Below are 13,237 nucleotides of genomic sequence, written 5' to 3'. Positions count from 1 at the left end.
CGTGGGCGTGTCAGCGCTTCGGCGAGCGCGGATCGATGTAGCGGCTACCAAGCACGCGCCAGCTGAGCGTAACCTTTGGGCGCGAGCTTTTCGTTCTGGAACGTCACCAGTTCCCAGGCGTCCTCGTGCGCCAGCAGTTCACGCAACAGCTTGTTGTTCATGGCGTGGCCGGAACGGAAGGCGGTGTAACTGGCCAGCAGCGGCTTGCCCAGGATGTAGAGGTCACCCATGGCGTCGAGGATCTTGTGCTTCACGAACTCGTCGTCGTAACGCAGACCGCCAGCGTTGAGCACTTTGTAGTCGTCCATCACGATGGCGTTGTCCATGCCACCACCGAGGGCCAGACCATTGGCGCGCATCATCTCCACGTCCTTGGTGAACCCGAAGGTGCGCGCGCGGGCGATGTCACGTGAGTAGTTGTGCACGCTCAGGTCGAACTCCACGCGCTGGCCGGTGGAATCGACCGCAGGGTGATGGAAGTCAATCTCGAAGCTCAGCTTGTAGCCATGGTAGGGGTCGAGGCGCGCCCACTTCACGTTCTGCCCCTCGCCTTCGCGCACTTCCACCGGCTTCTTGATGCGCACGAAGCGTTTGGGCGCGTTCTGCAGCTCGATGCCGGCGCTCTGCAGCAGAAAGACAAAGCTGGCCGATGAGCCATCCAGGATGGGCACTTCCTCGGCCGTGATGTCGACGTAGAGGTTGTCGATGCCCAGGCCCGCGCAGGCCGACATCAGGTGCTCGACCGTGTTCACCCGCGCGCCACCGTGGCTCAGGGTCGAGGCCATGCGGGTGTCGCTGACCGCCAGCGTGTTGACCGGGATGTCCACCGGCTCGGGCAGGTCCACGCGGCGAAAGACGATGCCCGTGTCCGGCTGCGCGGGACGCAGCGTGATTTCCACGCGCTGACCGCCATGCAGGCCCACGCCTACCGCGCGAGTCAGAGATTTGAGAGTGCGTTGTTGCAACATGGCGACTATTTTAAGTTAGCAAGCCCTCACAGAGCCTGTTCAACGGCAGAAACCTTGACTATGGCGGCAATAGTTTGCTTGTGATGACAAACCATCGCGTCTCTGAACACCTCTCACGATGGACGGAATGGAAAGCGTGGCGAGCGGGTCGAGGTGCGGTTGAGAAGCGCAGCCGTACTTCCTGTACGGCGAGCATCACAAGCCGCAGATCGGCCCGCTCAGTAGCTTTACATCCGTCAATCCGCTTGCTTGCGCAGGAAGGCTGGGATCTCCAGATCCTCCATGCCCCCCGCAGACAAGGCGTCCACCTTGGCCGCGGCCTGGGTGCGGTCGCGGGTGCGCCAGACGGCGGGTGAAGCCATCTGGTTGTAGTCGGCCTGCGGCGGCGCGGGCGGAGTCATGCCGGGCAGATTGCCCTGCGCGGCGGCGGTGCGCTCGGCGACGCGGGCCTGGGCGGCGGCACGCGCGGCGCTGGACGAGGACGCACCCAACGGAGCGCTGAAGGGCTGGGACGGCGTAAATGGCTGGGCCGATGGTTGGGGCATCGGCTGCCCCAGGGGCTGGGTCAGCGTGGGCGGCGCGGTCACGGGCGCGGCATTGATCGGGTTATTCAGCGTTGGCACCTGCAGGGGTGCCCCCACGGCATCGTGCGTGCCGGTGCGCAAGACCTGCAGCGGCGGCGCGGTGCGGCGCCCGCCCTGGCGGATGGACAGGCCGGTGGCCACCACGGTCACGCGCAGGTCTTCACCCAGGGTGTCGTCGTACGCAGTGCCGAAGATCACCATGGCCTCGGGGGCGGCATAGGCGCGGATGGTGTTCATCGCCAGCTTGGTTTCGGCCAGCTTGAAGTTCTCCTTGCAGGCCGTGATGAGCACCAGCACGCCGCGCGCGCCCGACAGGTCGATGCCTTCCAGCAGCGGGCTGGCCACGGCCTGCTCGGCGGCGATGCGCGCGCGGTCCGGGCCACTGGCGCGGGCCGTGCCCATCATGGCCTTGCCGGGCTCGCCCATGACGGAGCGCACGTCGTTGAAGTCCACGTTCAGCTCGCCAGGCGTGGTGATGATCTCGGCGATGCCACCCACGGCGTTCTTGAGCACGTCGTTGGCGTAGGAGAAAGCCTGGGCCTGGGTGATTTCATCCCCCAGCACTTCCAACAGTTTCTCGTTGAGCACCACGATCAGGGAGTCGACATTGGCCTCCAGTTCGGCCAGGCCCGCGTCGGCGTTGATCATGCGGCGGCCTCCCTCCCACTCGAAGGGCTTGGTGACGACGGCCACGGTCAGGATGCCCATTTCACGCGCGATGCGCGCGATCACCGGCGCAGCGCCCGTGCCCGTGCCACCGCCCATGCCGGCGGTGATGAAGAGCATGTGCGCGCCGGTGATGGCTTCGCGGATCTGGTCTTCCGCCGCCTCGGCCGCCTCGCGGCCCTTCTCGGGTTTGCTGCCCGCGCCCAGGCCGCTGCGGCCCAGCTGGATCTTGCGCGCGGCGCTGCTGCGGCCCAGGGCCTGGGCGTCGGTGTTGGCGCAGATGAACTCCACGCCCTGCACGTCGCGCTCGATCATGTGCTCGACTGCGTTGCCGCCACCGCCTCCCACGCCGATGACCTTGATCTGGGTGCCGCGGTCGAATTCAGATTCGTCGATGATTTCGATGTTCATGCTGCTCATAACTTGCTCCTTGCCATCCGTGTCAGTTGCCTTGATTGAATTTCTGTCTTTGCCTCTCGGCTTGTTGTTCTCATGCGCCAGTCCTCATCCGCTCGCGCGCGGTCTTCGCCAGCGCCGCGGTGGACTTCGGCCCGGGCTGCCTCGGGCCAGTCGGCACAGGTAAAGCGTCGTCATGTCCTGGCCTCGCCTCAGAAGTTGCTGATGAACCAGTCACGCAGACGCGTGACCTTGCTCTTGACCGTGTGCAAGGGATTTCCCGTGCCAGCGCGGTACCCCCGCAAACGGGCCAGACGCGCCTCTTCCAGCATGCCCATCACGGTGGCGGCCCGGGGCTGGCCGACCAGCTCGGCGCCGCGCCCCCCGAACTTCGGCACGCCGCGTCGCACGGGCTTGAGGAAGATGTCTTCCCCCAGCTCCACGATGCCCGGCATCAGCGCGCTGCCGCCCGTGAGCACGATGCCCGAGGACAACACCTCCTCGCAGCCCGATTCGCGCAGCACCTGCTGCACCAGGGTGAAGATTTCCTCCACCCGCGGCTCGATCACGCCCGCCAGCGCCTGCTTGCCCAGCATGCGCGGGCCACGGTCGCCCAGGCCCGGCACTTCGAGCTGGCCGTCCGGATCGGCCAGCAGCTGCTTGGCGCAGCCGTTCTCGACCTTGATGTCCTCGGCGTCCTTGGTCGGTGTGCGCAGCGCCATGGCGATGTCGCTGGTGATGAGGTCGCCCGCGATCGGGATGACCGAGGTGTGGCGGATCGCGCCGCCCGTGAACACGGCCACGTCGGTCGCGCCCGCACCGATGTCCACCAGGGCCACGCCCAGCTCCTTCTCGTCCTCAGTCAGCACCGAGAGACTAGAGGCCAGCGGGTTCAGCATGAGCTGCTCCACCTCCAAGCCGCAGCGGCGCACGCATTTGACGATGTTCTCCGCCGCGCTGGCCGCGCCAGTGACGATGTGCACCTTGGCCTCGAGGCGGATGCCGCTCATGCCCACCGGCTCGCGCACGTCCTGGCCATCGATGATGAATTCCTGTGGCTCGACCAGCAGCAGGCGCTGGTCGTTCGGGATGTTGATGGCCTTGGCCGTCTCCACCACGCGCGCCACGTCGGCCTGCGTGACTTCACGGTCTTTCACCGCGACCATGCCGCTGGAATTGATGCCGCGAATGTGGCTGCCCGTGATGCCGGTGTAGACGCTCGCGATCTTGCAGTCAGCCATCAGCTCGGCCTCGCGCAGCGCCTGCTGGATGCTATGCACCGTGGCATCGATGTTGACCACCACGCCGCGCTTGAGTCCGGTCGAAGGCGCGATGCCCAGCCCGACCAGCCGCAGCTCACCCGCGTGCGGGCCTTCGTGCAAGACCTCGGCCACCACCGCCATCACTTTGGCGGTGCCGATGTCCAGTCCGACGACCAAATCCTTGTATTCCTTTGCCATGGGGGTGCGTGTCCTTCGCTTGTCCTTTATTGGCCCCGCGCCTTGTCCAGGGCCGCGACCGTGCTCACGCCACGCAGGCGCAGTGCATAACCCTGGGCGTACCGAAGGTCCGCGCTTTCCAGTGCCGTCAGATCACGCCGGTGATGCGCCGCCACCTGCGCCGCCGTGTCCAGGAAACGCTGCAGGCGTGCCCGCACCTCCGGCGTTTCGCCACCGCCCAGTTCGATCAAGGCCACGCCTGGGGCACCACCACGGGATGTGCCTGCAGGCGCCGCAGCCCGTTGGCGCACGCCGAGTTGCCAATTGCCGCGCGGCGTCAGCACCAGGCTGGCCGTGCGCAGGCCCTGCGCAGCCAGAATCGGCTCCATGTCACGCTGCAAGGTCAGCACCTCGGCGGCGCGCGCCACCGGACCATCCAGGCGCGGCAGGTTCTCGGTTTCCACCTCGTCCAGGTTGGCCTCGAAGACCTCGCCCTGCACGTTCAGCAGGGCTTGCGCGCCCGCGCCCTGGTCGGTGCCCTGCTCCTGGCCCCAGTAGGCAGCAGCTTGGTGCTCCTCCAGGATCACGCGCAGACGGTTGGGAAACTCACGCTGCACCACGGCGCGCCGCACCCAGGGTTGCGCCTCGAACACACGCTGCACTGCCTGCAAATCGACGGTCAGGAAAGTGCCTTCGATGTACGGCATCACGCGCGCGCGCAGCGTCGGCGCGTTGCTGTGCCGCACGTCCCCCAGCACCGTGAGGCCGCTGATCGAGAACACCGGATGCTGCATCACCCAGCGCCCGAAGTACGCCAAGGCCAGCAGCACGAACACCAGCAGCAGCGCGCGCGCCAGGCCGTTCATCAGCCTTACGTCGAAAGTGGCAGCTGCGGGCGCGGCCCGTCCCGCCGCCCTTGCGGCGGACGCGGATTTGGCCGTTGTCGTTTTCTTCATGCGCTGGCACCCTGTCGCGCATGGTCGAGCGCGGCCGATTGCAGCAGCGCCAGGCACAGGTCCTCGTAGCTGAGGCCCGCCGCCTTGGCCGACATGGGCACCAGCGAATGGCCCGTCATGCCCGGTGAAGTGTTGATCTCCAGCAAATAAGGGGCCCGCGTCTTGGCATCGATCATCACGTCGGCCCGCGCCCAGCCTCGGCAGCCCAGGGCATGGAAGGAGCGCAGCACCAATTGCTGGATGCGCGCTTCCTCGCCCTCGGGCAATCCGCTGGGAATGATGTACTGGGTGTCGTCGCTGAAGTATTTATGTTCGTAGTCGTAGTTGCCGCCGGGCGCGACAATGCGGATGGCCGGCAGCGCCCGTGCCTCGGCGCCGCTGCCGATCACGGGCACCGTGACCTCGTCACCCGCGATGAACTGCTCGCACAGCACCAGCGGATCATGCTGGGCGGCCAGCTGGTAGGCCCGCGTGCACTGCGCAGCGTCCGTCACCTTGGTCAGTCCGATGGTGGAGCCTTCGCGCGCAGGCTTGACGATCATCGGGGCGCCCAGATCTTTCAATGCGGCTTCGGTTTCCGCCGCGCTGCTCACGTTCTTCCAGCGCGGCGTGGGCAGACCCTCGGCCAGCCAGATGCGCTTGGTCATCACCTTGTCCATGGCCACGCTGGAAGCCAACACGCCGCTGCCGGTGTAAGGAATGCCCAGCAGTTCGAGCGCGCCCTGCACCGTGCCATCCTCTCCGAAACGGCCGTGCAGGGCGATGAAACAACGTGCGTAACCTTCGCGCTGCAACTCTCCCAGCTCGCGCTCCGACGGGTCGAAGGCGTGCGCGTCCACGCCGCGCGATTGCAAGGCCTTGAGCACACCCGCGCCCGACATCAGCGACACCTCGCGCTCGGCCGAGGCGCCGCCCATCAGCACGGCAACTTTCCCCAAATTCATTTCGTCAACTCCACAACCTTGGCCGGGACTCCTCCGATAGAGCCCGCGCCCATGCACATCACCACGTCGCCCGCGCGCGCCAAGTCCAGAATGGTCTGGGGCATGGCGGCGATGTCGTCCACGAACACCGGCTCCACCTTGGCCGCCACGCGCAGGGCACGGGCCAGGCTGCGTCCGTCGGCCGCGACGATGGGACTCTCGCCCGCCGCGTAGACCTCGGCCAGCAGCACGGCATCGGCGCTCTCGCCGATGACTTTGACGAAATCCTCGAAGCAGTCGCGCGTGCGCGTGTAGCGGTGCGGCTGGAATGCCAGCACCAGGCGCTGCCCGGGGAAGGCGCCACGCGCCGCGGACAGCGTCGCGGCCATCTCCACCGGGTGGTGGCCGTAGTCGTCGATCAGGGTGAAGGTGCCACCACCCTTGGCGGGAATGTCGCCGTAGCGCTGGAAGCGCCGTCCCACCCCCTTGAACTCGGCCAGGGCCTTGAGCAGCGCCGCGTCCGGAATTTCCAGCTCGGCCGCGATGGCGATGGCCGACAAGGCGTTGAGCACGTTGTGCCGCCCCGCGAGGTTGAGCACCACGTCCAGGTCGGGCAGCACCACCCCATTGCGCCGCTGCGCGGTGAAATGCATCTGCCCGTCCACGGCGCGCACATTGATCGCGCGTACCTGGGCGCTTTCGTCGAAACCGTAACTGGTGATCGGGCAGTTCACCGTCTCCGCCACCTCGCGCACGGCCGCGTCGTCCGTGCACAGGATGGCCGTTCCATAGAAAGGCATGCGGTGCAGGAAATCGACGAAGGCCTGCTTGAGCCGGCCGAAGTCATGCCCGTAGGTCTCCATGTGGTCGGCGTCGATGTTGGTCACCACCGAGAGCACCGGCAAGAGGCTCAGGAAGGAGGCATCGCTTTCGTCCGCCTCGACGACGATGAACTCCCCCTGCCCCAGGCGCGCGTTCGCGCCCACGCTGTTGAGCCGGCCACCGATCACGAAGGTCGGGTCCAGCCCGGCCTCGGCCAGCACGCTGGCGACCAGACTGGTCGTCGTGGTCTTGCCATGGGTGCCCGCGATGGCGATGCCGCGCTTCAAGCGCATCAGCTCGGCCAGCATGACGGCGCGGGGCACGATGGGCACATGCCGCTCGCGCGCGGCCAGCACCTCGGGGTTGTCGGCCTTCACCGCGGTGGAGGTGACCACCGCGTCCGCGTCCGCCACATGCTGCGCCGCGTGCCCCACGAAGGTCCGTATTCCCAGGCCCGCCAAGCGCCGCAACGTGGCGCTATCGGACAAGTCCGAGCCCGAGATCGTGTAGCCCAGGTTGTGCAACACCTCGGCGATGCCCGACATGCCGGCGCCGCCCACGCCGACGAAATGAATGTGCTTGATCGCGTGCTTCATGCGAACTCCTTCATTTCGTCGGCATGCCGAATGCGCGACGAAATGAGCTTTTGCTTGATCGCGTGCTTCATGCCACGCCTCCCGTCAGTTCCTCGCAGGCCATGACGACCCGCTGCGTTGCATCCGTCTTGCGCATCGCGTAAGCCGCCTCGGCGCGCCGCAGCAGTTCCTCGCGCGAGGCGTTCTTCAGCAACAGGGACAGGCCCGCAGCCGTCAAATCCTGTTGCTGGATCAGCCAGCCCCCGCCCACGTCCACCAGGAAACGCGCGTTCGCGGTCTGGTGGTCGTCCACCGCCGCCGGAAAGGGCACGAAGATGGCCGCCGCGCCGACAGCGGCGATCTCGGTCACCGTGCTCGCACCGGCACGGGCGATGATGAGGTCGGCCTGCGCGTAGGCGCTGGCCGTGTCCTCGATGAAAGGCGTCAGCTCGGCCTCCACGCCCGCGGTTGCGTAGTTGGCGCGCAGCGTGTCGATCTGCTTGGTGCCGCTCTGGTGCGTGACCTTGGGCCGCTCACCGCGCGGGATATAAGCCAAGGCCCGGGGCACGATGTCGTTGAGCGCTTGCGCGCCCAGGCTGCCACCAACCACCAGCACGTTCAGCGGTCCTGTGCGAGCGGCGAAACGCGCGGCGGGTGCAGGTTGGTTCAGGAACTCCGCGCGCAGGGGGTTGCCCACCCATTGCGCCTTGCGCAGGGCGCCTGGCCGGTCGGAGGGAAAGGCCGAATACACCCGGTCGGCCACGCCCGACAGCACCTTGTTCACCAGGCCCGCGATGGAATTCTGCTCGTGCAGCACCAGGGGTTTGCCCAGCAGCACGCCCATCATGCCGCCGGGAAAGGCGATGTAGCCACCCAGGCCCACGATCACGTCGGGCCGCACCCGGCGGACCACGACGATGCTCTGCCAGAAGGCGCGCAACAGGTTGAGCGGCAACAGGACCAGGGTGCGCAGGCCCTTGCCACGCACGCCACCGAAGTCGACATGCTCGAAGGCAAAACCACGGGGCGGCACCAGCGTGCCCTCCATGTGCTCGCGGTGGCCCAGCCAGTGCACACGCCAGCCGCGTTCGCGCAAGGCTTCGGCGACTGCCAGCCCGGGGAAAATGTGACCGCCCGTGCCGCCGGCCATGATCAGGGCGCATTTGGCGCGCCCCCCACCGCTCCCCGAAGGGATTTGGTCCGTCGCCACTTGGGGCGACCCGGCGTGGCTCACGGTCATGACCGACCTCCGTGCATCAAGGCGCGATTCTCGAAGTCCACCCGGAGCACCAAGGCCATCGCCACAAGATTCATCAGGATCGCCGATCCTCCATAGCTCATGAACGGCAAGGTCAGTCCCTTGGTCGGCAGTGCGCCCAGGTTCACGCCCATGTTGATGAAGGCCTGAAAGCCGATCCAGATGCCCACGCCCTGCGCCACCAGGCCGGCGAACACGCGGTCGAGCGCGATCGCCTGGCGGCCGATGTGCATGATGCGACGGGTGAGCCAGAAGAAGAGTCCGGCCAGGGTCAGCACGCCGATCAGGCCGAATTCCTCGCCAATCACGGCCAGCAGGAAATCGGTGTGCGCCTCCGGCAGCCAGTGGAGTTTTTCCACGCTGCCACCCAGGCCCACGCCGAAGATTTCCCCACGCCCGAAGGCAATCAGGGCATGCGAGAGCTGGTAGCCCTTGCCCAGCGCGTGCTGTTCACTCCAGGGATCGAGGTAGGCAAAGATGCGTTCGCGCCGCCAGTCGCTGGCGGCGATCATCAGCACGAAGGCGACCAGCAGGATGCTGGCGATCAGGAAGGACATGCGCGCGTTGACACCGCCCAGAAAGAGGATGCCCATGGCGATCACGGCAATCACCATGAAGGCGCCCATGTCGGGCTCGGCCAGCAGCAATACGCCGATCAGCGCGACCGCCAGGCCCATGGGCGCAACGGCACGGAAGAAATGCTCCTTCACCTCCATCTTGCGCACCATGTAGCCTGCGGCGTAGAGCAGCACGGCCAGCTTGGCCGCCTCGGAAGGCTGGAAGTTCATGAACCCCAGCGAGAACCAGCGCCGCGCACCGTTCACTTCGCGGCCCACGCCGGGCACCAGCACCAGCGCCAGCAGCGCCAGTGACGCCAACAACAACCAGGGCGCCAGTTGCTCCCAGCGGTCCATGGGGATGCGGAAGGCCACCACCGCGAGCACGATGCCCACGCCCAGGGCGAGCGCGTGACGCAACACAAAGTAGCCCTGTCCATATTGCGCGAAGCGCGGGTTGTCCGGCAGGGCGATGGTGGCGGAATACACCATCACCAGCCCCCATGCCAGCAAGGCCACCAACACCCCGAACAGGGCCTGGTCGAAGGCCATCAGGCGGGCGGGCAGCCCGCCATCGCCCTGGCCATAGAGGTAGCTGCGCCGCGCCGAACCCAGGTCCACCGTTGCCGCACCGCCGCCCAAGGCACCGAGACCGAAGCTGCTGTTGCCGAAGGTGCTGGTGCCAAAACCCGTGCCTGCGCCATACAAGCCTACCTTGACCGGCAGTTCCATGGGCGGTTCGACGTCTTCACGCGGCGCGGACCCGCCACGCTGGCCCTGCAGACGGACGCGCAGACCTTGCCAGGCATAGCGTGTGCCCCCCGAGGCCAGGCGCCACGCGTGGCCCGCGCCGGTGCTGATCAATCCGCCCAGGGAAGCGGCCATCGTGCCCAGATGTGACATTGCCTGGGCCGCCAGGGGGGTGGAATTGCGATCGGAGCGCTGGTTCACAATTCACCTCCAGCGTCTTGCGCCAGGACCCGCACTGCCTCGACGTACACGCGCGCGCGGTGTTCGTAGTGGTCGAACATGTCGAAGCTGGCGCAGGCGGGCGACATCAGCACGGTGTCCCCCGCGCGGGCCTGCTCGCTCGCCAGCCGCACGGCGTCGGACATGTCCCGGGCGTCCAGCATCGGCACCCCACTGTCTTGCACGGCGGCGCGGATTTGCGGCGCGTCGCGCCCGATCAGGACGACCGAACGCGCGTAGCGCCGTACCGGATCGGCGAGCGGGGAGAAATCCTGCCCCTTGCCTACGCCTCCGAGGATCAGGACGATGCGTGGCCCCGAAGCCTGGCCCACCAGATCATGCGCGCCCCCGGCCGGCGCGGTGTTCATCGCCTCACCCAGGCCCACGAGCGCGGCCACGGTCGCGCCCACGTTCGTGCCCTTGCTGTCGTCGACATACTCGACCTCGCGCACGATGGCCACCGGCGCGACGCGATGCGGCTCACCCCGGTATTCGCGCAGCCCGTACAGCAAGGGCCCCAGGGGACAACCCGCCGCCTGGGCCAGCGCCAGCGCGGCCAGGGCATTGGTCGCGTTGTGTCGGCCACGGATGCGCAAGGCATCGGCGGGCAGCAGGCGCTGGATGAACAGCTCCTCGTCCTGCGCTTCGCCTGTGGGCTTGCGGCGCTTCTGGGTTTCGTCCGCGTCCTGCGCGCGCACCAGCCAGCTCATGCCATTGACCTGTTCCAGGCCGTAGTCACCCGGGCGGCGTGGCATGTCCACGCCAAAGCTGACCGTGGCGCGCGCGCGCGCCTTGCCCGCGCGGGTCTTTTCACCCAGTGGTGACGCAAGCATGGCGACCACGGCCGGGTCGTCACGGTTGTACACGGCCAGGCCCTGACGGCCGTACACACGCGCCTTGGCCGCAGCGTAAGCCGCCATGTCGGGGTGCCAGTCCAGATGGTCTTGTGTGAGGTTAAGCACCACGGCGGCGGTCGGTTCGAAACCCTGCACCTCGTCAAGCTGGAAGCTGGACAGCTCCAGCACCCAGACCTCGGGCAAGGCCTCTCCCCGCTGTGCCCGCGCGTCGAGTTTTGCGCTCAGCACGTCCAACAGGTTGGGGCCGATGTTGCCGGCCACGGCCACGGTCTTGCCAGCGTGCTCCACGAGCAGCGCCGTCAGCGCCGTGGTCGTCGTCTTGCCATTGGTGCCGGTGATGGCCAGCACCTTGGGTTGGTAGTCCTCAGTCTTGTCCGCGCCTGCCCGCCCGTCCCGCAGGTCGCGCAGCGCATGCGCGAACAAGTCAAGCTCCCCGCCCGTCCACAGGCCACGCGCGCGCGCGGCCTGCCACACCGGCGCCACCTGCGCGGGCGACAAACCCGGACTTTTGAAGACGGCGCGCACATCACCGTGGTCCACGCCTTCGACGAGAGCCGCGCTGAACTCGCCCGCGATGAAGGTGGCCTGCGGCAACTCGGTGCGCAAAGTGTCGAGTTGCGGCGGCGCTGCGCGTGTGTCAGCCACGCTCACGCGTGCGCCCTGACGCGCGCACCAGCGCGCCATGGCCAGGCCAGAAGCGCCCAGGCCCAGCACCAGCACATGCTGACCTTGCAGCGCGGAGACGGGCGCGGCATCCGCCTTGTCGCCGCTGTCACCCCCCTCGCCCAGCTCGTCCTCGGCGGAGCGGCCCAACAAATCACCGGAACCCGGCACGGCGTCGGTTGGTTCGGTCACACCGGCCGATGCGGGCACCGCACCGTCGCTTGCTGGCGCATCGGCGAACAAGGCAGCGACGAAAGCGGCCGCCTCGCGGCCCGCGGTCAATGTGTCCATGCCGGGCACGGCGTGCGTGCGCCCCCCCGGCTGCGCCACGGGCAGTCCGGCCAACGGCGCTTGCGCGGCCGTGGACAGCGGGTCTTGCGGGATGTGGGACGATTCTGAATTCATCGCGGCGGGTTCAACGCAATTTCAGGGTGGCCAGGCCAGCCAGGCACAGCAGCATGGTGATGATCCAGAAACGCACGACCACCTGCGTTTCCTTCCAGCCGCTTTTCTCGAAATGGTGGTGCAGGGGCGCCATCTTGAGCAGACGCCGGCCCTCGCCGTATTTTTTCTTCGTGTACTTGAAATATGTGACCTGCAGCATCACCGACACCGCCTCGGCCACGAAGATGCCGCCCATGATGGCCAGCACGATTTCCTGGCGCACGATGACGGCGATGGTGCCCAGGGCGCCGCCGAGGGCCAGCGCACCCACGTCGCCCATGAAGACCTGGGCCGGGTGCGCGTTGAACCAGAGGAAGGCCAGACCTGCGCCCGCCATGGCGGCGCAGAAGATCAGTAGCTCGCCCGAGCCGGGGATGTAGGGGAACAGCAGGTATTTGGAATAGAAGACGCTGCCGCTCACGTAGGCAAAGACGCCGAGCGCGGAGCCGACCATCACCACGGGCATGATGGCCAAGCCGTCCAGCCCATCGGTCAGGTTGACTGCGTTGCTCGCCCCCACGATCACCAGGTAGCTCAGCACGACAAAGCCAATCACACCCAAGGGGTAGCTGACCTGCTTGAAGAACGGCAGCAACAGACCGGCCTTGGGGGGCAGCGTTACTTCACCCGCCTGGATCCAGGTCATCAATAGCTCCCACACGCTCTGGTTGCCGTTGGCCGAGATCGCGAACACCAGGTAGAAGGCCGCGACGATGCCGATGAGCGACTGCCAGAAATACTTCTCGCGCGAGCGCATGCCTTCCGGGTCCTTGCGCACGACCTTGCGCCAATCGTCCACCCAGCCTATGGCGCCGAAACCGAAGGTCACGAACAGCACGGCCCAGACAAAACGGTTGCCCAGGTCGAACCACAGCAGCGTGGACACCGCGATGGAGAGCAATATGAGCACACCGCCCATGGTGGGCGTGCCGCTCTTGACCAGATGCGTCTGCATGGCGTACTCGCGCACCGGCTGGCCGATCTTGAGCGCCGCCAGACGACGGATCACGTAGGGCCCGGCGATCAGTCCGATCAGCAGCGCCGTCACCGCCGCCAGCACGGCGCGCAGCGTGAGGTATTGAAAGACGCGCAGGAACCCCAGATCGGGATTCAGCGTCTGCAGCCATTGGGCCAGACTCAGCAGCATGTCGGACCCTCCT

10 protein-coding genes are annotated in these 13,237 nt (G+C 67.1%); all 10 read right to left on the bottom strand.

The window, feature by feature from the left end:
* Positions 1-44 precede the first annotated feature (44 nt).
* Positions 45-968, bottom strand: a complete 924-nt coding sequence (lpxC, locus tag AZ34_RS04515; RefSeq protein ID WP_035605257.1) for a UDP-3-O-acyl-N-acetylglucosamine deacetylase — start codon at positions 966-968, stop codon at positions 45-47.
* A gap of 236 nt (positions 969-1,204) precedes the next feature.
* Positions 1,205-2,629 carry a cell division protein FtsZ gene (ftsZ, locus tag AZ34_RS04510; protein WP_035610904.1) on the bottom strand — a complete coding sequence of 475 codons (1,425 nt, stop codon included), beginning with the start codon at positions 2,627-2,629 and terminating at the stop codon, positions 1,205-1,207.
* Positions 2,630-2,826: 197 nt separating this feature from the next.
* Positions 2,827-4,074, bottom strand: coding sequence for a cell division protein FtsA (gene ftsA / locus AZ34_RS04505; RefSeq protein ID WP_035605254.1), 1,248 nt, complete (start codon positions 4,072-4,074; stop codon positions 2,827-2,829).
* 26 nt (positions 4,075-4,100) lie between these two features.
* Complete coding sequence (locus tag AZ34_RS04500; protein ID WP_081767083.1) at positions 4,101-5,009, bottom strand: cell division protein FtsQ/DivIB; 909 nt, start codon at positions 5,007-5,009, stop codon at positions 4,101-4,103.
* Complete coding sequence (locus tag AZ34_RS04495; protein ID WP_035605249.1) at positions 5,006-5,953, bottom strand: D-alanine--D-alanine ligase; 948 nt, start codon at positions 5,951-5,953, stop codon at positions 5,006-5,008. Before AZ34_RS04495 ends, AZ34_RS04500 begins: the two co-directional genes overlap by 4 nt.
* On the bottom strand, positions 5,950-7,350 hold the full coding sequence (murC, locus tag AZ34_RS04490) for a UDP-N-acetylmuramate--L-alanine ligase (RefSeq protein ID WP_035605246.1): 1,401 nt from the start codon (positions 7,348-7,350) through the stop codon (positions 5,950-5,952). The genes AZ34_RS04495 and murC overlap by 4 nt, the downstream gene beginning before the upstream one ends.
* Positions 7,351-7,417: 67 nt before the next feature.
* The gene (gene murG, locus AZ34_RS04485; RefSeq protein ID WP_269320439.1) at positions 7,418-8,569 is read right to left on the bottom strand and encodes an undecaprenyldiphospho-muramoylpentapeptide beta-N-acetylglucosaminyltransferase; all 1,152 of its coding nucleotides are present in this window, start codon (positions 8,567-8,569) and stop codon (positions 7,418-7,420) included.
* Positions 8,566-9,876: a putative lipid II flippase FtsW gene (ftsW, locus tag AZ34_RS04480; protein ID WP_081767301.1), complete on the bottom strand. Its 1,311-nt coding sequence runs from the start codon at positions 9,874-9,876 to the stop codon at positions 8,566-8,568. The genes murG and ftsW overlap by 4 nt, the downstream gene beginning before the upstream one ends.
* 215 nt (positions 9,877-10,091) lie before the next feature.
* Positions 10,092-12,038 carry a UDP-N-acetylmuramoyl-L-alanine--D-glutamate ligase gene (gene murD, locus AZ34_RS04475; RefSeq protein WP_051509532.1) on the bottom strand — a complete coding sequence of 649 codons (1,947 nt, stop codon included), beginning with the start codon at positions 12,036-12,038 and terminating at the stop codon, positions 10,092-10,094.
* A 10-nt stretch (positions 12,039-12,048) separates the two neighbouring features.
* Positions 12,049-13,224, bottom strand: coding sequence for a phospho-N-acetylmuramoyl-pentapeptide-transferase (mraY, locus tag AZ34_RS04470; RefSeq protein WP_035605244.1), 1,176 nt, complete (start codon positions 13,222-13,224; stop codon positions 12,049-12,051).
* Between the last annotated feature and the right edge of the window lie 13 nt (positions 13,225-13,237).

Origin of the sequence: Hylemonella gracilis str. Niagara R (assembly GCF_000600295.1) — a bacterium.
Classification (GTDB): domain Bacteria; phylum Pseudomonadota; class Gammaproteobacteria; order Burkholderiales; family Burkholderiaceae_C; genus Hylemonella; species Hylemonella gracilis_A.
Note: the sequence above shows the minus strand (reverse complement) of the source record. Positions and strands in the feature narration are given on the sequence as shown.